The sequence below is a fragment of the Streptococcus parasuis genome (assembly GCF_021654455.1).
Classification (GTDB): domain Bacteria; phylum Bacillota; class Bacilli; order Lactobacillales; family Streptococcaceae; genus Streptococcus; species Streptococcus parasuis.
In genome coordinates this window covers 1441670-1463608 of sequence record NZ_AP024276.1, presented here as the reverse complement: position 1 = coordinate 1463608, position 21939 = coordinate 1441670, and the positions used below count along the sequence as shown (strand labels likewise).

The window sequence follows — 21939 nt, the reverse complement described above, 5'->3', positions numbered from 1 at the left end:
TATGAAAATAGTAGTTACAGGAGCCAATGGCTATTTGGGGACTGGAATTGTAAAACAGTTGTGTGATGACGGGAATGAAGTGATTGCTGTTTGTCATCATGATTCAGAAGAAATTGATAAACGTGCCAAGGTTGTTAAGTGTGATATTTTTTCAGTAGATGATCCATTTTGTGAATTTGAAAGTCCGGACATTTTGTTGCACCTGGCATGGAGAAATGGTTTTGTACATAATGATACTTCACATGTTATGGATTTGCCAAAGCATTATAATTTTTTAGAAAAAATGGCAGCAAACGGTGTGAAAAAAATTGCAGTGTTAGGATCTATGCATGAAGTAGGTTTTTTTGAGGGAAGTATAAAGGAAGATACACCTACTAATCCCGAAAGCTTATATGGTATATCAAAAGATGCGTTACGCAACATGACAAAGTTAATCTGTAAAAATCATAAGGTTATTTTTCAGTGGCTCAGGGGATATTATATTGTCGGTAATACAGAGCATGGATGCTCAATTTTTTCAAAGATAACGGCAGCTGAAAAAGAAGGGAAAAAACTGTTTCCATTTACATCAGGACAAAATCAATGGGATTTTATTGACTATAATGAATTTTCGCAACAAGTATCGGCGGCAATTGTACAAAATGAAGTTGTTGGCATTATAAATATATGTCATGGAAGACCTGAGAAGTTGGCTGACCGAGTAGAAAGATTTATCAGAGAAAATAATTATAATATTAAACTTGATTATGGTAAATTCCCGGATCGTCCTTATGATAGTAAGGCTGTTTGGGGGGACGATGCAAAAATAAAAATTATCATGGAAAACAGAAAATCAAAATAAAGGGATTGGATATGTTATATAAAAAATTGCAGAAAATTTGGCATTATATAAAATGTGTCATTATTTGTAAGCAAGAGATCGGTTATGGTTCCAAAAAGAGGTTTAGAAAATTTGGGGAAAATTCTATAATTGCTAGGCCTTATTTACAGTTGTCAGGATGCCGAAATATTGAAATTGGGAATGGTACTACCATACTAAATAATAGTCGTCTTTCGGTTTATGGCAATGATAGCATTAAAGCCAATATAACAATTGGAAACAATTGTTATATTGGCTTTGGATTTTCAGCATTAGCTTCATCCAAAGCTAATATAACTATAGAAGATAATGTATTATTTGCCTCAAATGTTATTGTAACAAACGAAAATCACGGAATGAATCCTGAGAGCTCAGTGCCATACATGGATCAAGAATTAACAGCAAAGGATGTGTCTATTGGTGAGGGTTCCTGGATAGGGGAAAAGGTTTGTATCGTGTCCGGTGTTTCTATTGGAAAGAAATGCATAATCGGAGCAGGATCAGTGGTTACAAAATCTATACCAAGTTATTCTATAGCAGCAGGTAATCCTGCAAAAGTATTAAAAGTATATAATTTCGAATCGAAAAGATGGGAAAAATATAATGAAAAAAATGGAGAAAAATAAAATTTATTTGCCATTGCAAGGAAGAATTGGAAATCAGCTTTTTCAATACGCATTTGCAAGAAAGCTACAATTAGAAATGCCTAATAATCCCACAATTATAATGGATGATTCTGATATTATCCGATGCAATTGGGAAAATTCCTTAATGTATTATGATTTGCCGAATGTGGAATATATACATGAAAGCATTCTTGAAAATCGTTTTGTGATGTCAAAACAATACTTTCTTAGAAAAATATACCGAGTTTTAACACGAAAAAAAAATTATATGGATAAGTTCAAGATGGAAAGCAAATTAAATCCATTCTTTAATAAATCAGGACTTTTCTTTTGTGAAAATGGGTATATGGAACAGCATTTAAATATAAAAAAGCCAATTTATATTGAGGGATATTTCCAGTCACAAAAATATTTTAATGAAATTAAAGCAGATTTACTGACTTTGTTTGATGGGACACAATTTCCTGATTATGATAAATATCCGGGTCTTTACAAATTGCGTGAACGAAACAGTGTTTGTATAAGCGTAAAGGTTGAGCATAATGTTGGAAGTTCTATGTACGACGTGTGTTCAATGAAATATTGGGAAGAAGCCATTCAATATGTAATAAAAAATGTTGATAATCCGCTGTTCTTTATTTGCTCGGATAATGTAGATTATGTATTGGAGCATTTAATTGACGCTTCAAAATATGACTATGTAGTTCAGGATAAAAGCAAACCGGTCTATGTGTCGCTTGCAGCAATGAGTGAGTGTAAGAATTTTATTATAGGGAATACTACATTTGGTTGGTGGGCACAGTATTTATCTAAAGCAGATAAAAAAATTGTTGTTGCTCCTTCCAAATGGATGTCGGTTGATATGCCACTTGACTTATATGAGGATAGCTGGCATTTAATTGAAGTATAGAGAATGTGAGGAATGTTTATGACAAAAAGCATTGGAATATTATATATATGTACAGGACCATATGTCTTATTTTGGAAGGACTTCTATGAGTCATTTGAAAAGAATTTTTTACCCGGCTATGAGAAAAGATATTATGTCTTTACGGATGCCGAGGAAATCTTTGTCGAGAACAATCTAAATGTAAAAAAAATTGAGATTGAGCCAATGCCTTGGCCGCTTATTACGCTTTTTAGATTTTCAACATTTTTGAAGATAGAAGATGAACTGAAAAAATGTGATTATCTCATGTTTTCGAATGCAAACATGATTTGTAATGAGATTATCACACCGGAAGAATTTTTACCAAGAAAAAATGAAGTGTTATCGGTGACTTCACATCCGGGATATTATGGAAAAAGTGTAATAGAATTTCCTTTTGAAAGAAGAAAAAGTTCTACGGCATATATACCGTGGAATTGTGGAAAAAATTATGTAATTGGTGCGTTGTTCTGTGGTACGAGTGATGCTTTTATTAAGATGTCAAAAACGCTCAAACATAATATTGAGGAAGATTTAAAAAAGAACATTATTGCAAAATGGCATGATGAATCACAGTTAAATAGATATATTGTTAATAAATCGGGTGTTCGTATATTAGAGCCAATGTATTGCTATCCCTGTGGCATGGAAGTTTCATATCCGAAGAAAATATATGCTGTAAGTAAACAGGCAAAATTTGATGTTAAATCCTTTAAAGGCCAGTATTCCAAGAGACAAAATGTTGTAAGAAAATCTTTAGGTATTTTAAAAAGAAAACTGTTATTGAAAGAAAGATTTATGTATTTGATAGATACTATCTCAGGAACTCATATTGAGGAAATAAGTGATGAATAATAAAAGAACGACGTTAATAAATATATTTGCTGCACTTATTACATTAGGGGTTCAGATGTTTATTAGCTTTTGGCTGTCCCCTTTTGTCGTAGGAAAATTAGGAGAAGAGGCATACGGATTTATAAATCTAGCTAATAATTTCGTTTCGTATGCCAGTCTTGTTTCCGTCGCAATTAATTCAATGGCTAGTAGATATATATCGGTAGAATATAATTCCGGCAACAAAGAAAAGGCAAAATCATATTTTTGCTCTGTCTTTATTGCAAATTGCTTTTTGTATGGGCTAATATTGATTGTTTCGATTTTATTTGTTTGGAAATTGAAATATATTGTGAATATCACAGCAGCATTGGTGTTTCAAGTTAAACTGACATTTTTATTAAGTTTTGTAAATATGGGAACATCTCTAATAGGCACGGTGTATACGGCTGCAGCATTTACAACGGGAGAAATGCACTATAATTCGATTGTGCAAATAATATCGAATGTAATTAAATGCATACTAATATTTAGCCTTTTCTCTTTTTTTCCGGCAAAGGTTTATTACTTGAGTTTGGCAACGCTTATTGCAGGTCTTGTGACTCTTTGGGGAAATTATAAAGTTACAAAAAAATTGTTCGTAGATTTTGATATAGATAAAAGTTATTTTGATTTCAGTAAACTAAAAGTATTGTTGAAGTCGGGTTTTTGGGTATTGATATCTAATACAAGCAATTTGTTACTAAACGGATTGGATCTTTTGTTTAGCAACTGGTTCATTAGTAGTGCTATAATGGGGCGTCTTTCTTTGGCTAAGCAAATCCCTTTGGCGTTAAGTAATGCCTTAGGAGTGTTTTCAAATATTTTCTCTTCAGCCCTAACGAAAGTTTTTGCGTCAGAAGGCAACAACAAACTTATTGATGAAGCCAATAGTCAGCTGAAAATATTGACGATGTTTTTCACCGTTCCATATGCTGGTATTATTGTGTTTGGATATGTTTTTTTGAAGCTATGGTTGAGTGACACGAGTTATACAGAAACACAGTTCGTAGAAATATATATCCTTATGATCTTAGTACTTTTGGATATTATTATCAGCACATATATGTACAGCATTCATTCTATATTTATTGCTATTGATAAAGTTAGGATATATTCAGTTGTACTGCTCGTTTCAAGTATAATCAGTATTGCAACTACCTTAATACTTCTGAAATATACTGGATTAGGTGTTTATGCTATAGCAGGAACGAGCACGGTAATTTTAGGGTTTACGCATGGAGTTGTTGTTCCGGCGTGTGCAGCAAAATTACTGCATCGACCTATATGGACGTTTTGGAAAACAGAATTTAAATCCTGGGTATCTTTAGTCGTTGTATGTGTTGTTTTCTCTGTAATGAAAAATTTTATGGATTTCCAAAATTGGATCAGCTTTTTCATCAATATAATGATAGCAGGTTTGATTGGGTATATATTGGAATTTATTCTCGTTTTTAGCAAGCAGGAGAAACAAGAGATAATCAGCATTATAAAACTCAAATTGATAAGAAAGTAGGGGGAGAAAAAACTTTTGTTAAAAAATAAAAATAAAGACAAAATGATTTTTTATTCTTTTTGGATGACTATTCTAATAGTTGTCTACCACTTGGCTCCTCATTTAATTGAATTGTCAGATTTTAATAGGGGGGGGTACATAAGACCGTTTTTTGAAACATTTGGGTCAATTGCGTTAAATTATTTTTTTGCTGTTTCTGCATATAAGTTTTATGTGTCTGAAAAATCTTGTAGAGATAAATTAAAAAAACGATTAATGACACTTATTGTTCCTTATATTGCTTGGAATACGATTTATATCGGCCTTTATATTTTCCAAAATGGATTGCCCAATATTAGAACGATTATTTTAGGATATACATTGACACCTTTTGATGGACCGTTATGGTATATTTTTGTTTTATATATGTTTTTGGCAATTTCCTCAATTTGTATGAGTCTGTGGCCTCGGCTATCAACAAAACTTGAATGGCTAATTATTATATTGACATTTGTTGCAGCAGTGTATCACCATGCTGTGATTTATTCATTGATCAGCTTTCCGTATGACTGGTGGGTTGAAAGAACATTAAGAATGGCACCGCCATTCTTATATGGTGTATATTGTTCAAAGCATAAATCAATTGAGCTTGGTAGGCATAGTACAGTTATACCAGGAATTATATCGATGATATGTTTATTAAGTTCCACGATTTTAGGCGATAATGTTATTACAACACTACTATTATATTTATGCACATTGTCATTATGGAATGTTCTTCCTAATTTTACATTGAAGGCTGATTCGATAATTAAAAATGATATGTTTATAGTATATTCAATACATGAGGGAATAATTATAGTAATGCTTGCTGTGCTTAATAAGGAAAATGTTCATTTTGGAAAATACAGTAGCTTGATTTTCATGATACTTCTCGAAACAGTGCTGATTGTTACAATAGGGTTTTGCTTGAATTTGATTATTAGAAGACTGCCTACAGTAGTTAATATCATATTTACCGGGGGAAGAAATGAACATCACAACAAAGAGAAAAAGCAATATTGAATTATTAAGAATTTTATGTATGATGTGCTTGGTTGCTCATCACTTTACGATTCATGGGAATCTATACCTAAATGAAAATATATTTGTGCAACGTTTTTCTCTGATTTTTGCTCCATTAGGAAAAATGTGCTATGTAGTCTTTATGGTTATTAGCAGTTATTTTTTAACCAATGCAAATGTAAAAAGCAAGAGATTCTGGAAAGTTTGGATGGAGGTTTTATTTTATAATATTGTAATGATGTTAGCAACTCTTGTAGGAAGTGGATGGAATGGTTTACTATCCATAAAAATGATTGTCGGATCAATCCTTCCTATGCTTGGTGCTTCTCATGGATATGCAGTAGCATATTTATGGTTTTTAGCCTTTTTGCCTTTTATAAAAATCTTGCAAGAAAAAATGAATGAACACTTTCTTGGAAACCTCATTTTTCTTTTGTTTTCGCTTGAAATTGTGAGTTGGATTATTGGTTCTTTTATAGATTATAATGCTGGAATAAAAAGTGAACTTTTCTTTTTTGTGATGATTTATTATTCTACGCTTTATCTGAAAAAATATGATGACAAACTGTTACATGTGTCAAGAAAAACGCTGTTTTCTTGGGGGGGTATGCATTTGTATCGTAAGCGCCCCATAACAAGGCACCTATCCAATCAGTCACTCCTCCAGTATACTGTAATAAAAAACAAACTGGAGGATTTTTTTATGTCACAACCCATCGTCCCATTGACTGTTCCCAAATCACGACGCTCTGAAAAGAAAAGCAGAAATGAGATCCTGATGAAGATTTGTCACGAAAAAGTAGAACTCACTTTCTTTCACTCTATCAACCAAGAGGTGTTGGAAACAATCCTGGATAAGGTACTGTTCTATGACAATCCGGCTCAGTGATTTAGGTCAAGTCTACTTGGTTTGCGGGAAAACAGATATGCGTCAAGGGATTGATTCTCTCGCCTACCTTGTCAAAAGTCAGTTCAATCTGGATCCCTTCTCCGGTCAGGTCTATCTCTTTTGCGGAGGTCGAAAAGATCGATTCAAAGCTCTTTATTGGGATGGACAGGGATTTTGGTTATTGTATAAACGTTTTGAAAATGGGAAATTGACCTGGCCAAACAATGAAGAGGAGGTTAAGGCGCTAACTTCCGAGCAGGTGGACTGGCTCATGAAAGGATTTTCTATCAGTCCAAAAATAAATGTTTCAAAAAGTCGTGATTTCTATTGAAATCATGGCTTTTCTTTGTGTAAAAACTAGAATTCTAGTCATTATGATTAGGATTCATTTTTATGGCTTATACCTATTCGAAGGACAATTTTATTTTATACAAGTTTTTTATGTGTGAGGTAGCTTGTTGACGAATAGTTCTGCATTTGTAGGTTAGAGAAGTTAAATGTTGTATTTTTTGTCTACAGTCCTCACTATGGTATAATCTTCATATGAAAAAGATAAGTGATTTAGGTTTAACGGGTCGAAAGCTGGTTGGTGAGGCGCTGATTCTAGTCATCATAGGTATTGGTTTTCTGATTGCTGGTTGGCAATTTCCTGGGTTGATTTTGCGTTTTATTCACGCTGGGTTATTCTTCTTAGCCCTTTATGAATTGAGCATGATTTTCTTCAGAAAGAAGAAGTCAAATGAAAGTATTTTAGCTTTGGTGGGCAAGGCTGTTTTGTTTGGTATTCTGGCTAGCATTGACTTGGCCGTTCAGATTCCCCTGTATTTTGCGGCGATATTTATTGGTATATACCAGTTGTTTACAGCAGTGATTAATTTTATTACCTATTATTTGTATCGAAAAGATCGGGTTGAACCACGGCTTCGTTTTTTGATGGATGGGATTTGGTTATCTGTCTTGGGGATAGCTTCCCTTTTTGTATCTGGTACACAATTGGTTGTACAGACCTTGGTCATTGGTGTTTATTTGATCCTCTATGGTATGACTAATTTGCGGGATGGTTTATTGTTTGAAGAAGCAGTAGAGCAGCAACGTCCCAAGCGTCATCTTCGTGTGACCCTTCCCTTATTTATCGCTGCCCTAGTCCCAAGGTTGACCCTGCAAAGAGTTAATGACTTTTTGGCAGATAACAAAGGAGAGACTCCTCAGTCTATCTACAACACCCATAAAGAGTGGGTGGGTAATCCCTCCCTAGAAGTATTTGTACATGTCGGTGAGGAAGGATTTGGAGCAGTAGGACATATTGATTTGAGCTATAAGGGTCGTGTTTATGGCTACGGTTCCTATGATGTCCTTTCAGAGCGCTTGGGAGGTGCAATTGGCGATGGTGTTTTGTTTAAAGCAGAGCGCAATGCTTATATCCGTTTTTGTACTCAAGAAGGAATGACCATGCTTGGTTACCAATTGACCTTGAATACTGAACAAGAAAAAGCGGTTGAAGAAAGGTTGGCTGAGATTGATAAATTATTGATTCCTTGGAATCCTAGTGCAGAGAAGGTAGCAACAACTGCAGATGGTCAACCAACTGAAATGTACGCCTACCGTATCAAAAAAATCATTGGCGCTCAATTGTTCAAATTTAAAAAATCGAAATTTAAAACCTATTTCTTCCTTTCCACCAATTGTGTCCTTTTGGCAGATTCCGTCATTGGACAAGCGGGAACGGATATCCTTGGTATTCGTGGATTTATCGCCCCTGGCACCTATCAAACCTATCTGGATCAAGAATATGAAAAACCACATAGTATGGTTGTTGCAAAGAACATTTATTATCGCAAAGAAAAATCCTAGTATTTGCTCAATGTCATTAAGTTAACTAATCTATCACATTTTGTGGTAGATTAGTTTTTTATGTTACACTAAAAATAAAGGGGGAAAAATCATGCTAGACCAGATTAAATCTCATTTATTTGAAAGTATCAATGACATCGTTTCCTCTGCCGACCAGTTTGTACTTCATCCTGAAAAAGATTTTAGTCGGAAAAGTCAGCTAACGATGAAAACCATGATTCAAGCTATACTGACCATGGGTGGTAATGCCTTAGCCAAAGAGCTACTTGATTTAGATTTGCCAGTCACTCAATCTGCCTTTGTCCAACGACGATATCGGATCAAACATCAAGCTTTTAAAACCCTGTTTGCCAATATTACTTCTAAAATTCCAACTTCTAAAGATCTCCCTATCCTAGCTGTTGATGGTAGTGATGTGGTTCTACCAAGAAATCGTTCTGATAAAACAACCTCGTTCCAAACTGGACCACACCACACTCCTTACAATCTCATTCATATCAATGCTCTCTACAATCTTGAACAAGAGATTTATCATGACCTACGAATTCAGGATAATCGGGAGGTTGATGAGCGTGCGGCTTTCATCGACATGATGGAGAGTTGTCCCTTTTGAACAAGCTCTGGTGATAATGGATAGGGGGTATGAATCCTACGATGTCATGGCGCATTGCCAGGAGAAAAATTGGTCGTATATTATTCGTATTCGCGAGGGAAATAATTCGATGAAAAAGAGTTTTCGTCTCCCTGATACTCCTTGTTTTGATGAGGCATTTGACCTAAACATCTGTCGCAAACAAACCAATGACATGAAAGAACTGTATCGAGACTTCCCTAATCAGTATCATTTTTTACCTCATAATGCTTCCTTTGACTTTTTACCAAACTCTAGTCGAAAAAGTGATCCAATCAGTTTTTATGACCTTCATTTTCGGATGGTGCGCCTCGAAATCAAGCCAGGTTTCTTTGAAACTTTGGTGACAAATACGGATTATTCACCAGAAAAATTAAAAAATCTCTATGCCTACAGATGGGGCATAGATACCAGTTTTCGTGACCTAAAATACAGTATTGGGTTGACTCATTTTCATGCGAAAAAGAAGGAAGGAATTCTCCAAGAAATCTACGCTCGCTTTATCAATTTTAATGTTTGTAAATGGCTAACCTCACACGTTACCATTAAAACATCAAAGTTAAAACAGACTTATAAAATTTGTTTTTCAGACTCTGTTTATGCCTGTCGAAAATTTCTTAGAGAAGAACCAACTTCCTTCCAATTAGAAACCTACATTGCTAAGCATTTATCCATTATTCGACCCAATCGAACCTTCCAAAGAAAGATAAAAAGCCAGGCTCCCGTAAGCTTCACTTATAGAGTAACATAATAGTTAAAAAATTGGGTTAAAAACCTTCCTTTTTGTGCGCCCTAAATACAAAAACTATTCCCGTCTTGTCATCAACTGCTCAGACGGGAATAGTTTCTTTAGCTGCTTAAATGCTTAACTTAATGACATTGAGTATTTGCTAGGTTTTTCTATTTGATCAGGCATCCTCATACCGCAAAATCCCTGATTTCATGCTATAATAGTTCTATGGATAAAAACAAATTATTATTAATTGATGGCTCTTCTGTAGCCTTTCGTGCTTTCTTTGCACTCTATCATCAAATCGATCGGTTTAAGAGTCCGACTGGTCTTCATACCAACGCCATTTATGGTTTCAACCTGATGTTGGATCACATGATGAAGCGGATTGAGCCGACTCACATTTTGGTGGCATTTGATGCAGGGAAGACAACTTTCCGAACAGAGATGTTTGCGGACTATAAGGCAGGTCGTGCCAAAACACCAGATGAGTTCCGTGAGCAATTTCCCTTTATCCGTCAGATGCTAGATGCCATGGGGATTAAGCACTATGAGCTGAACCAGTACGAAGCCGACGATATTATCGGTACTTTGGATAAAATGGCAGAGCGGACAGACATTCCTTTCGATGTGACCATTGTCAGCGGTGATAAAGACTTGATTCAGCTGACGGATGAAAACACTGTTGTGGAAATTTCCAAGAAAGGGGTTGCCGAGTTCGAAGAATTTACCCCTGCCTACCTCATGGAAAAAATGGGAATCACGCCAACACAGTTTATTGACCTCAAAGCCCTCATGGGAGATAAGTCCGATAACATTCCTGGTGTGACGAAAATCGGTGAAAAGACAGGTTTGAAGCTTCTAACCGAGTTTGGTTCCTTGGAAGGAATTTATGAACATATCGATAGCATGAAGGCTTCAAAAATGAAAGAAAATCTGATTGCGGATAAGGAACAGGCCTTTCTTTCTCGAACCCTTGCGACCATCGATACGCAGGCACCGATTGAAATTGGTCTGGATGACATTGTTTATCAAGGCCCTAAGGTGGATGAACTGGGACAATTTTATGATGACATGGGCTTCAAGCAATTAAGGGCTCAGTTAGGCACGACGAACACGCAAGAGGAAGAAGTACTGGATTTTCAAATCGTATCCGAAGTCAGCTCTGCTATGTTCAAAAAAGACCAATTCTTTTACTTTGAAATCTTGGGGGAGAATTACCACCGAGAAGAGGTAGTTGGTCTGGCTTGGGGGGACAAGGATGGTATCTATGTTGGTGGTCCTGAGCTCTTGGATAGTCCAGCCTTGAAGGATTTTCTGGAACACCAGCCTATCAAAACCTATGATTTCAAGCGTGGTAAGGTTTTGCTTGCTCGTAAAGGGATTGATTTGCCACCTGCAACCTTTGATAGCCGACTCGCTAAGTATTTGCTTTCGACAGTTGACGACAATGCGCTGACAACCATCGCCCATCTTTATGGACAGACCAGCTTGATTCCTGACGAGGCTATTTATGGCAAAGGTGCGAAGTTGGCTCTGCCTGAGCGTGATGTGTTCTTCCCACATTTGGCCCGCAAGGTGCAGGTCTTGATGGAGACAGAAGCACCGATGTTGGCCAAGTTAGAGGAAAACCAGCAGTCCGATCTTCTCTTTGAGATGGAGTTGCCACTTGCCAATGTCTTAGCCAAGATGGAAATTGCTGGAATCAAGGTAAAAGTTGAGACCCTAAAAGCCATGCAGGCTGAAAATGAAGTCTTGATTGAGCAGTTGACCAAGGAAATCTATGAGTTGGCTGGTCAAGAATTTAATATCAATTCACCTAAGCAATTAGGGACTATTCTCTTTGAGGATATGGGCTTGCCCTTGGAATACACCAAGAAAACCAAGACAGGCTATTCTACAGCGGTGGATGTCTTGGAACGGTTGGCCCCAATTGCCCCAGTTGTTTCAAAAATTTTGGACTACCGTCAGATTACCAAGCTTCAGTCTACTTATGTTATCGGCTTACAGGATGCCATTTTAGAAGATGGTAAGATCCATACTCGCTATGTGCAGGATTTGACGCAGACAGGTCGTCTTTCTTCGACGGATCCCAACCTGCAAAATATTCCTGTTCGTCTGGAACAAGGTCGTTTGATTCGTAAGGCTTTTGTTCCTTCGCTTGAAAATAGTGTCCTCTTGGCGTCGGACTATTCACAGATTGAATTGCGTGTATTGGCCCATATTTCCCAAGACCAACACTTGATTGAAGCCTTCCAACAGGGTGCTGACATTCACACGTCAACAGCCATGCGTGTTTTTGGGATTGAAAAGGCAGAGGATGTGACACCAAATGACCGTCGGAATGCCAAGGCCGTTAACTTTGGTGTGGTCTATGGAATTTCTGATTTCGGTCTTTCCAACAACCTTGGCATTTCCCGTAAAGAAGCCAAAAACTATATCGATACCTATTTTGAACGTTTCCCTGGTATCAAAAACTACATGGAAACCATTGTGCGAGAGGCACGTGATAAGGGCTACGTAGAAACGCTCTACAAGCGTCGTCGGGAATTACCAGAAATCAACTCTCGGAATTTCAATGTCCGTAATTTTGCGGAGCGGACAGCTATCAACTCACCGATTCAGGGTTCGGCCGCAGACATTCTCAAAGTAGCCATGATCAATCTTGATAAGGCACTGACAGAAGCTGGTCTTTCGACCCGTATGCTCTTGCAGGTACACGATGAGATTGTCTTAGAGGTGCCAATGGCAGAGCTGGAAACAGTAAAAGCTATGGTTAAGGAGACCATGGAGTCGGCCATTCAGTTGTCAGTCCCATTGATTGCGGATGAAAATGAAGGTGAGACTTGGTACGAAGCCAAATAAGCAAAAGGAAGTAAATCGATGAAGAAATCACTTGTACTGATGGGATTACTGAGTTTGTTTCTCACTGCATGTGGTGGTAAGGAACAAACGAGTTCGAGTCAACAGTCGAGTTCATCAGGAGAAGAATTCTCAGCCACCTTGCCTATTTTACAGGAGAAAGAAGATACAAGTAACGAAAAGTTAGATGTCTTGGCCAATGCAGAAACCATTGTCGTCAACCCAAATCCTCCAGTGGATGAGACGCAAAAAGGCCACAAGGTTCATGCGGCCAACAATGGTGTAGCGGAACAAGATGAAAATGGAAATATTAAAGAGTATTTTCGTTATTACGATGTTCCATCAACATGGACGATGAATGTGGAAAACACCGAAGATGAGACTCTGATGGCTGTCTATGATGTGAAAGAAGGTGCCAGTACCTTTATGGTTCAGCTCTATACGATCAATGCCTTCAATCAATCTCCACTAGAGGATGGTCGCAATATGACCATGGACGAGCTGGCCGAACGCATGAAAGAGACCAATCACGATTTTTCAGAAGAAACGGTTGTGACAATTGCTGGTCAAGAGTGGCAGGTTGGACGCCAGATTCTCAGTGACCAAAAATTGGCTCGTTTAACCTTCTACCGTATGGAATCTACTGGTTCTTATGATGATTCTGTCGTCGTAGGGGCAGTCTACTATTCTTTAGATGCAGGACTGGACAAGGATCGCACCCTTTTAAAAACAACCATAGGCCAATTGAAGGATGTTGTTTACCAAATATCTAAAAAGTAGCATTCATTGTTCCAATACCCAAGGACATTCCATTAAAGGAGAATTACATGACGTACGCATTTCAAAATCCTAGTCAGGATACTATTTTCGACTATCTTAAAGAAGCTAAAACTATCGCGGTTGTTGGTTTATCCAATCGGGAAGAAACAGCAGCCTATCGGGTTTCTAGGATCATGCAGGACGCTGGTTATCGGATTATTCCAGTAAATCCACGGTCTGCTGGAGAAACAATTCTTGGTGAGACTGTTTATGCAAGTCTCAAAGATATTCCTCTTTCCATCGATATTGTGAATGTCTTTAGACGGAGTGAATTTCTCCCAGACGTTGCTCGTGAATTCATTGAAACAGATGCTCGAATTTTCTGGGCTCAACTCGGTTTGGAAAGTGAGGAAGCTGAGGAAATCCTTCGTCAGGCAGGTCGAGACCAAATTGTCATGAACCGATGCATTAAGATAGAATACCAAAAGATGATTGGAGAATAAATTTATCATTGAGTACCAGTTTCGGTGATAAAAAATAAAAGCTATAGAATCTTGGTGGATTCCTTTTAAGGGGAAGAGGCCGGTTCTATAGCTTTTTCACTTTTTCATTGCAAAAAACCGAGCACGGTTGGCTCGGTTAGTGGTTAACGATCGTCAGATGGTTTTAGTTGATTGCTGCAAGAAGCGCATCTGCTTGTTGTTCGAGTTTTGTAAGAGTTTCTTCAGACAATTCCAATACACCTGTTCCCCACGCTTCTGGATTAACAGTAGAGCCTGTGAATTCGCCAGCAATGTGAGTACGGATAAATGGAAGTAGGTGTTGGAAATCCTTAAACAAATGTTCGTGTCCACCATTTGCGACTGCTGAGACAGTTGTGATTTTATCTTGGAGGATAGAAGCTCCTTTTGGATTGGATAAGTCAAGTGAACGGCTGAGCCAGTCAAGAGTATTTTTTACGACACCAGGGATTGCATAATTATAGACTGGTGAGAAAATCCAGATAGCATCCGCCTCAGCTACTTGTGCTCGTAACTCTGCAATTTCAGGAAGGATAGGAGTTTCAATATCTTCGTTGAACAAAGGAATTTTTGCAAGATCAACATAAGAGACTTGGGCTTTCTCTGCTAAGAATGCTTCGGCCTTTTTAGCCATTTGATGGTTGAATGAACCTTTACGAAGAGAACCAACTAAAAATAGAACATTTGCCATAAAGTAAATAGCTCCTTAAAATAATTTGATAGATTTAGTATAACTTTTTTATCACTAGTTAGCAATAGTAAGTTTAGTTAGTTTTTAAATTTTTTCAAAATCTCAGCTAGTTGATCTTGCTCTTCTTGACTGAGGACGGAAAAGAGTTCGCCGACATGTGCATAATGATCAGGTAAGATTTTTTCAATGATTTCTCGGCCATATGGTGTTAGACCGATTCGAAATGCTCTTCTATCCTTGCAGTCGATGGTTTTGGAAATGTAGCCTTCTCGAATCATATTTTTGATGACCACTGTCATGTTTCCTGATGTGCTCAGCAATTTATCGATTAGGTCCTGAATTCTCAAGTCGCCCTTGTTGTAGAGTGCCTCCAATACTCCAAATTGGGCAACGGTCAGTCCATATTTTCTGATGGTTTCCATTTCTTTTTTTGAAATAGTATTTGCTGCTCTTCGAAAAACGACAAGGCTGTGTAAGGCATGTTTGTTTTCGTTTAATGATTTTTCTACGCTATTCATACGAATATTTTAGCAATATTTACATTGATTGGCAAGTGATTTCCTAAAAAATAGAAAGGTATACTTGAATATTTTTTGTAAAATTTCCATTTGAATTTCTAGAAAAAATAGCATTGCAGGGGGATTTGTAGTATAATAGGGATACTATGGAAAAAAAATTCAGCCGTCTCTTGGCATTTGCTAGTGGCCGTTTGGGTCAATGTCTTATTGGTTTTTTTGTTCTTGCATTCAGTGTTATCTTTTTAATCCTCTACGTTTGGGAGCAGTCTTCTCGTCCTTTTGAGGAGGCTAGAGTTGGGGCGCAACAGATTGCGCAGCAATATGCAGATGTGAATCAGGTGGATGACTTTGCAATCTATAATGGTACGGAAACGTATTATAGCTTGAAAGGTAAGGATAAGAACGGAGATGAGGTATACGTGTTGATACCAAGTTCTTCGTCCACTATTTACGTCTATCCAGTTGGGGCAGGGATTACAAAGGAAGAAGCGCAAGCAATTGCTCAGGAGAATGGTGCAAAGACGGCTGATCGAACCATTCTAGGCTATAGGGATGGTAAACTGATTTGGGAAGTCAAATCGGGGACAGCCTATTATTTGGTGGATTTTGAAACAGGTGACTTTGTCAAGATGGAGGGATTATGAGCAAGTTATCACGACGTGTCTTAGAGATGGAAGAAAGTGTGACCTTGGCTGCTGGTGCGCGTGCGAAAGCACTCAAGGCTGAGGGCCGCGATATTTTAGAACTAACGCTGGGGGAACCAGATTTTGTTACTCCTAAAAATATTCAAGAAGCAGCTATTCAAGCCATCGAAAATGGCAAGGCTAGTTTTTATACAGTAGCTTCTGGTCTTCCAGAGTTGAAAGATGCGGTAAATACTTACTTTGAGAAGTTCTATGGTTACTCTATTCAACGCAATCAAGTAGTAGTGGGTACGGGTGCCAAGTTTATTCTCTATGCTTTCTTTGCGGCGGTCATCAATCCAGGTGACGAGGTTCTCATTCCAACACCTTACTGGGTTTCATATGCAGACCAAATCAAGATGAATGAAGGGGTGCCAGTCTTTGTGACTGCGACGGAAGAGCATCATTTCAAGGTTACAGTTGATCAGTTAGAAGCAGCTCGGACTGACAAGACCAAGGTCCTCTTGCTCAATAGTCCATCCAATCCTACGGGTATGATTTATAGTCGTGAAGAATTGGAAGCTATTGGTAATTGGGCTGTAAAACATGATTTGTTGATCTTGGCGGATGATATTTACGGTCGTTTGGTATACAACGGTAATACCTTTACACCGATTTCTAGTATTTCAGAGAGCATTCGTCAACAGACCATTGTTATCAATGGTGTTGCAAAAGCCTATGCCATGACTGGTTGGCGGGTTGGTTATGCAGTAGGTAATCCAGAAATTATCGCAGCCATGGGTAAAATTATCGGTCAAACGACTTCAAACCTGACCACAGTTGCCCAATATGCGGCCATTGAAGCCTTTACAGGCCCCCAAGATACGGTAGAAACCATGCGTCAAGCTTTTGAAGAACGACTCAATACCATCTATCCTTTGCTTGCAGAGGTACCTGGATTTGAAGTAGTCAAACCTGAAGGAGCCTTTTATCTCTTCCCAAATGTGAAAAAAGCCATGGAAATGAAAGGCTTTACAGACGTAACGGAGTTTACGACAGCCATTTTGGAAGAAGTCGGTGTGGCTTTGGTAACTGGTGCAGGATTTGGTGCTCCTGAGAATATTCGTCTCAGCTATGCGACAGATATGGACACGCTGAAGGAAGCGGTCGCTCGTTTACATACATTTATGAAAAAATAATAAAGAGGAAATAGAATGTCTAGAAAATTGATTACGATTAACCAAGTGAAAGATTACGTGGGTCAGGAAGTGACCATCGGTGCCTGGGTTGCCAACAAGTCAGGTAAAGGGAAATTGGCCTTCTTACAATTACGTGATGGAACAGCTTTCTTCCAAGCAGTTGCTTTCAAGCCAAACTTCATTGAAAAATTCGGTGAAGAAGCTGGTACAGAGAAGTTTGATGTGGCGAAACGGTTGAGCCAAGAAACTTCTGTATATGTGACAGGGATTGTGAAGGAAGACGAACGTTCTAAGTTTGGTTATGAGTTGGATGTGACAGACCTTGAAGTGATCGGTGAGTCACAAGATTATCCAATTACGCCTAAAGAACATGGTACAGACTTCCTTATGGATAACCGTCACCTTTGGTTGCGTTCTCGTAAACAAGTTGCCATCCAACAAATTCGTAATGCCATCATCTATGCAACCTATGAATTCTTTGAAAAAAATGGCTTTATCAAATTTGATAGCCCAATCTTGTCAGGAAATGCGGCAGAAGATTCAACAGAATTGTTTGAAACAGACTATTTTGGTCAGCCTGCTTACTTGAGCCAATCAGGTCAGCTTTACCTTGAAGCTGGTGCCATGGCACTTGGTCGTGTCTTCGACTTTGGTCCTGTTTTCCGTGCGGAAAAATCAAAAACCCGTCGTCACTTGACAGAATTTTGGATGATGGATGCGGAATACTCATTCCTCAGCCATGAAGAGTCACTTGATTTGCAAGAAGCTTATGTTAAAGCTTTGATTCAGGGCGTTATTGACCGAGCTCCTCAAGCCTTGGAGACTCTTGAGCGTGATGTGGATGCTTTGAAACGCTACATCGCTGAGCCTTTCAAACGTGTAGCTTATGATGATGCCATTACTCTTCTGCAAGAGCATGAAGCGGACGAAGATACAGACTATGAACACATCGAGCATGGGGATGACTTTGGTTCACCTCATGAAACATGGATTTCAAACTACTTTGGCGTGCCAACCTTTGTTGTGAACTATCCAGCTAGCTTTAAAGCTTTCTATATGAAACCAGTGCCTGGTAACCCAGAACGTGTACTCTGTGCAGACTTGCTTGCTCCAGAAGGCTATGGTGAAATCATCGGCGGTTCAATGCGTGAGGACAACTATGATGCCTTGGTAGCGAAAATGGATGAACTTGGTATGGACAAGTCAGAATATGACTTCTACCTTGATCTTCGTAAATACGGTTCTGTGCCACACGGTGGTTTCGGTATCGGTATCGAACGCATGGTTACATTCGTAGCAGGTACAAAACATATCCGTGAAGCGATTCCGTTCCCGAGAATGTTGCATCGCTTGCATCCGTAAGTAATTTAATAGATATACAGACAGACTACAAATGTGGTCTGTTTTTCTGGTGTCAATTGACATTTTGAACGAATTGTTTTACAATGTATTACAAGAAGAAAGTAGGTGGAATGATGGGAATTGTATCCTTGCGATTAAATGAAACAGAAGAAGAAATCTTCAGAAGCTATGCCATTCATACAGGAAAAAGCCTGTCTGAGTTATTCAAAACTGCACTTGTTGAACAGATAGAAGACCAGTTGGACTATGAAATTGGTATCAAGGCTTTGAAGAAATTCCAAGAAAATCCTGTTACACACTCGATTGATGATGTTCTTGCGGAGTTAGAAGATGGCTTATAAACTTGTTCTCAGCGATGATGCTTTGAAGCAGTTGAAAAAAATGGACCGGCATGTAGGGATGATGCTTGCTAAGGATTTGAAAAAAAGATTGGACGGTTTGGAAAATCCAAGACAGTTTGGTAAGGCCTTGGTAGGAGACTATAAGGGCCTGTGGCGGTATAGAGTGGGGAATTACCGTGTGATTTGCGATATTATTGATAACAAAATGGTCATCTTAGCTCTTGAAATCGGGCATCGGAAAGATATTTATCGAAAATGATTGCTTATTATCCGTGTCAACTGGCACGGTTCTTTTTCATTTTTATTTATTTTGAAAAGAAAACATAGAGAACGAATATAGTTTGTATATATTTATTTGAAATGATAAAATATAGTTATCATCTATACAAATGAGAGGGCTTAGTTATGCCAACAGTAATAAGGGATAAACAAATCAACTTCAAAGTAAACTCAGAATACTTTGAATTAGCGAAAGAGGTCTTTCAGGAAAACGGACTGGATATTACATCAGCATTCAATGAATTTGTCCAAGAGGTCGCAATTTCCAAAACATTACCTTTTAAGACAGTAGAGGAAAAAGAGAGAGAGAAGTTAATTGCTCGACTTCAAGAAGAAGTTTCCACTAGCTATGAAGAGCTAAAAGCAGGTAAGGGGTTGTCGGTTGAGGAAGCAAGAAAGGCAGTACTAGGATAATGGAGAAATATAGAGTCATTATTTCGCCAAGGCTTATTGAGCAAATCAAAAGCATTAGGGATTATGTTGCTAATGTGAAACTGAGTCCAGAAACTGCAGAGCGTTTAGTAACGGCCATTTTTGATGAGATAGAGAGTCTAGAACTCTTTCCGGAGCGTGGATTCGATGCTGATGAAAAAATTGGAGTTAAGATTGATAAGAATGGACGTAGTAGCCGAGGAATAACCATTCAAAATGTAAAATATATTGTCATCTATACTGTAAACCAGGAAGCGCATTCCGTTGAAGTTGCTTTCCTATTCTTATCCAAGACTGATTATGCTAAACTTTTTCGATAGGAATACATATAAATCCATTGACAATGTGGTTGCTTCAAAAGAATCTGTGCAATGTAGCTATCCTACACCTGGTGAGAAAGAAACGAATTTCATGAGTCTCATTGGATTAACGGTATTAGCGACAAGCTTTGCTTATGCTACTCGTCAGCGAGGTAAAGAAAGAGTCGATTGATTATGGAAATTTTGTAATTTGCTTACATTTCCTTTATAGAATCCTTTAATATAATGGGGATGGACAGACTACAAATGTGGTCTGTTTTTTCTTGCAAATTTTGAGGCTTTTAATTATAATTATTCTAAATAAACAATTGGAGTCTGTATGAAAGAAAAGCACTTAGGAATTGAAATTATTCGTCTGGCCTTTCCAGCAACAGTTGAAAATATTTTTCAGACCTTGGTAGGGTTTGTGGATACTTTATTGATTGCACAGTTGGGATTGGTCGCGGTGACGGCAGTTGGTTTGGCCAATACGATTTTGAATGTCTATTTAGCAGTCTTTATGGCTATTGGTGTTGGTGGAACAGCCCTCATTGCTCGTAGTTTGGGAGCTGGTCACCAAAAAAAGGCTCGTCAATATTCCCGCCAGACACAGGCAACCTCTATTGCGTTTGGGATTTTGTTTGGCTTAGTTTCAATCGTCTTTGGTCGGTGGATGTTACAAGCCATGGGGGCAAGTGGTAAGGCCTTGGAAGATGCTCAGGTATTCTTTTTCTGGGTTGGTGGTTTTTCCCTTCTCCATGCCAGTATGACTGGTTTGGGTACGATTTTGAGGGCTACAGGCGATACGGTCACACCCATGAAGGTGGGAATTACCACAAATGTGACCAATCTAGTGTTGGATTATTTCTTGATTTTCGGCATCGGGTCTTGGAATGGTTTGGGTATTTTTGGGACCGCACTCGGTACCATCTTTGCTCGTCTTCTTGGATGTTATCTGCTCAGTCGCGAGGTTCAAAAAACGGACTTAGCGCTTGAACTCACTAGTAATGGAGTTTTGAGTGACTATCGGGAGTTGATTTCCTTGACCATTCCTGCTGCCTTGGAACGCTTGGTGATGCGTTTGGGGCAGGTTGTCTATTTTAGTTTGATTGTGGCTCTTGGGACAACTGTCTATGCCTCTCATATGATTGCTGGTAATATCGAAAGTTTCACCTATATGCCTGCTTATGGCCTTGCGACTGCAGCAGCGGTTTTGATTGGGCAAGCCTTGGGTAGGGGTGATATTCCGATGATCAGACGTCTTGCCTTTCTAAGCTCAGCCTATGGTTTAGTCATTATGTCCCTACTCGGCATTGTCTTATTTGTTGGCGCTCCAATATTTGCTCAGCTATTTACCAAAGACCTTGAAGCTATCCATCAAGTCGTTATCGCCCTGAAAATCGATGCGTTTAACCAACCAGGGCTTGCGGTTTCATTGATAATGGCTGGCGCACTGCAAGGGTTAGGAGATACAAAGTCACCTCTTTATTCCACAGCTATTGGGATGTGGGGGCTGCGCGTGGTTGGGGTAATTGTCCTCGGCCAGATCTTGGGATTAGGAATCGCAGGGGTATGGCTGTCGATTTTGATTGACCTTTTCTTGAGAGCTATCTTCCTCACATGGAGATTTATGGTAAAGACACGAAAACTAGCTGAATAGGCTGGTTTTTTGGTATAATAGAAATGAGTAAATAAAAAGGAGATTGACAGATGAAAACGATTCATACAGATAAAGCGCCAGCGGCGATTGGACCATATGTACAAGGAAAAGTGGTAGGAAACTTCCTATTTGCTTCAGGTCAAGTGCCTCTTTCACCAGAAACTGGTGAAGTTGTTGGGGAAACCATTCAAGAACAGACGGAACAAGTTTTAAAAAATATTGGGGCGATTTTGGCAGAAGCTGGGACAGATTTTGACCATGTGGTGAAAACAACCTGCTTCTTAAAAGATATGAATGATTTTCTTGCCTTTAATGAAGTGTACAAGACTGCTTTTTCAGCGGAATTTCCAGCTCGTTCTGCAGTTGAGGTGGCTCGTTTGCCACGTGATGTAAAGGTTGAGATAGAAGTGATTGCAGTCATTGGAGAATAGAGAGAATAGGAGGGA

At 38.5% G+C, this 21939-nt stretch carries 23 protein-coding genes and 1 pseudogene; 22 read left to right on the top strand and 2 right to left on the bottom strand.

Features of this window, described 5'->3' with window-relative positions; all coding sequences use genetic code 11:
- The first annotated feature begins 1 nt into the window (after nt 1).
- The 13 genes and pseudogenes from L6410_RS07315 to L6410_RS07255 all read left to right on the top strand — a co-directional run bounded on the left by L6410_RS07315 (nt 2) and on the right by L6410_RS07255 (nt 14071).
- Entirely contained in the window at nt 2-841 is an 840-nt protein-coding gene (locus L6410_RS07315; RefSeq protein ID WP_237395228.1) for an NAD-dependent epimerase/dehydratase family protein, read from the top strand.
- 11 nt (nt 842-852) lie between these two features.
- Nucleotides 853-1485: an acyltransferase gene (locus tag L6410_RS07310; protein WP_237395227.1), complete on the top strand. Its 633-nt coding sequence runs from the start codon at nt 853-855 to the stop codon at nt 1483-1485.
- Entirely contained in the window at nt 1472-2395 is a 924-nt protein-coding gene (locus L6410_RS07305) for an alpha-1,2-fucosyltransferase (RefSeq protein WP_237395226.1), read from the top strand. The genes L6410_RS07310 and L6410_RS07305 overlap by 14 nt, the downstream gene beginning before the upstream one ends.
- An 18-nt stretch (nt 2396-2413) precedes the next feature.
- On the top strand, nt 2414-3268 hold the full coding sequence (locus tag L6410_RS07300) for a family 6 glucosyltransferase (RefSeq protein ID WP_237395225.1): 855 nt from the start codon (nt 2414-2416) through the stop codon (nt 3266-3268).
- Nucleotides 3261-4802, top strand: coding sequence for a lipopolysaccharide biosynthesis protein (locus tag L6410_RS07295; protein WP_237395224.1), 1542 nt, complete (start codon nt 3261-3263; stop codon nt 4800-4802). The genes L6410_RS07300 and L6410_RS07295 overlap by 8 nt, the downstream gene beginning before the upstream one ends.
- 15 nt (nt 4803-4817) lie before the next feature.
- On the top strand, nt 4818-5846 hold the full coding sequence (locus L6410_RS07290; protein ID WP_237395223.1) for an acyltransferase family protein: 1029 nt from the start codon (nt 4818-4820) through the stop codon (nt 5844-5846).
- A gap of 703 nt (nt 5847-6549) precedes the next feature.
- The gene (locus L6410_RS07285) at nt 6550-6735 is read left to right on the top strand and encodes a hypothetical protein (protein WP_237396749.1); all 186 of its coding nucleotides are present in this window, start codon (nt 6550-6552) and stop codon (nt 6733-6735) included.
- Complete coding sequence (tnpB, locus tag L6410_RS07280) at nt 6716-7066, top strand: IS66 family insertion sequence element accessory protein TnpB (protein ID WP_024407179.1); 351 nt, start codon at nt 6716-6718, stop codon at nt 7064-7066. The genes L6410_RS07285 and tnpB overlap by 20 nt, the downstream gene beginning before the upstream one ends.
- Nucleotides 7067-7278: 212 nt before the next feature.
- A complete protein-coding gene (locus tag L6410_RS07275) occupies nt 7279-8586 on the top strand; it encodes a hypothetical protein (protein ID WP_237395222.1) in 1308 nt (435 codons plus the stop codon).
- Nucleotides 8587-8677: 91 nt separating this feature from the next.
- A pseudogene (locus L6410_RS07270) lies at nt 8678-9968 on the top strand (IS4 family transposase).
- 207 nt (nt 9969-10175) lie between these two features.
- Nucleotides 10176-12812: a DNA polymerase I gene (gene polA, locus L6410_RS07265; RefSeq protein ID WP_237395221.1), complete on the top strand. Its 2637-nt coding sequence runs from the start codon at nt 10176-10178 to the stop codon at nt 12810-12812.
- Between the two features lie 18 nt (nt 12813-12830).
- Nucleotides 12831-13589 (top strand): glucose-6-phosphate isomerase, encoded by a 759-nt coding sequence (locus L6410_RS07260; RefSeq protein ID WP_237395220.1) that lies wholly within the window; start codon nt 12831-12833, stop codon nt 13587-13589.
- 47 nt (nt 13590-13636) lie between these two features.
- Nucleotides 13637-14071, top strand: coding sequence for a CoA-binding protein (locus L6410_RS07255; RefSeq protein ID WP_237395219.1), 435 nt, complete (start codon nt 13637-13639; stop codon nt 14069-14071).
- Nucleotides 14072-14234: 163 nt separating this feature from the next.
- Here L6410_RS07255 and L6410_RS07250 read toward each other — a convergent pair whose 3' ends face one another.
- Nucleotides 14235-14780: an NADPH-dependent FMN reductase gene (locus L6410_RS07250; protein WP_160863780.1), complete on the bottom strand. Its 546-nt coding sequence runs from the start codon at nt 14778-14780 to the stop codon at nt 14235-14237.
- Nucleotides 14781-14857: 77 nt separating this feature from the next.
- Nucleotides 14858-15298: a MarR family winged helix-turn-helix transcriptional regulator gene (locus L6410_RS07245; protein ID WP_160863781.1), complete on the bottom strand. Its 441-nt coding sequence runs from the start codon at nt 15296-15298 to the stop codon at nt 14858-14860.
- 146 nt (nt 15299-15444) lie between these two features.
- Between L6410_RS07245 and L6410_RS07240 the strand changes: the two genes are divergently transcribed.
- From L6410_RS07240 to L6410_RS07200, 9 genes are all read left to right on the top strand, one after another.
- A complete protein-coding gene (locus tag L6410_RS07240) occupies nt 15445-15942 on the top strand; it encodes a cell wall elongation regulator TseB-like domain-containing protein (protein ID WP_237395218.1) in 498 nt (165 codons plus the stop codon).
- Nucleotides 15939-17120: a pyridoxal phosphate-dependent aminotransferase gene (locus L6410_RS07235; RefSeq protein WP_172040148.1), complete on the top strand. Its 1182-nt coding sequence runs from the start codon at nt 15939-15941 to the stop codon at nt 17118-17120. The genes L6410_RS07240 and L6410_RS07235 overlap by 4 nt, the downstream gene beginning before the upstream one ends.
- Before the next feature lie 15 nt (nt 17121-17135).
- On the top strand, nt 17136-18482 hold the full coding sequence (gene asnS / locus L6410_RS07230; RefSeq protein WP_024391985.1) for an asparagine--tRNA ligase: 1347 nt from the start codon (nt 17136-17138) through the stop codon (nt 18480-18482).
- Between the two features lie 113 nt (nt 18483-18595).
- Nucleotides 18596-18823: a type II toxin-antitoxin system RelB family antitoxin gene (gene relB / locus L6410_RS07225; protein ID WP_160863847.1), complete on the top strand. Its 228-nt coding sequence runs from the start codon at nt 18596-18598 to the stop codon at nt 18821-18823.
- Nucleotides 18813-19082: a type II toxin-antitoxin system RelE family toxin gene (locus L6410_RS07220; RefSeq protein ID WP_130554938.1), complete on the top strand. Its 270-nt coding sequence runs from the start codon at nt 18813-18815 to the stop codon at nt 19080-19082. The genes relB (L6410_RS07225) and L6410_RS07220 overlap by 11 nt, the downstream gene beginning before the upstream one ends.
- A 146-nt stretch (nt 19083-19228) precedes the next feature.
- A complete protein-coding gene (gene relB, locus L6410_RS07215; RefSeq protein ID WP_024391983.1) occupies nt 19229-19516 on the top strand; it encodes a type II toxin-antitoxin system RelB/ParD family antitoxin in 288 nt (95 codons plus the stop codon).
- Entirely contained in the window at nt 19516-19854 is a 339-nt protein-coding gene (locus L6410_RS07210) for a type II toxin-antitoxin system RelE/ParE family toxin (RefSeq protein WP_172075293.1), read from the top strand. Before relB (L6410_RS07215) ends, L6410_RS07210 begins: the two co-directional genes overlap by 1 nt.
- 319 nt (nt 19855-20173) lie before the next feature.
- Nucleotides 20174-21493 (top strand): MATE family efflux transporter, encoded by a 1320-nt coding sequence (locus tag L6410_RS07205; protein WP_237395217.1) that lies wholly within the window; start codon nt 20174-20176, stop codon nt 21491-21493.
- 50 nt (nt 21494-21543) lie between these two features.
- Nucleotides 21544-21924 (top strand): RidA family protein, encoded by a 381-nt coding sequence (locus tag L6410_RS07200; protein WP_160863787.1) that lies wholly within the window; start codon nt 21544-21546, stop codon nt 21922-21924.
- Nucleotides 21925-21939: the final 15 nt, after the last annotated feature.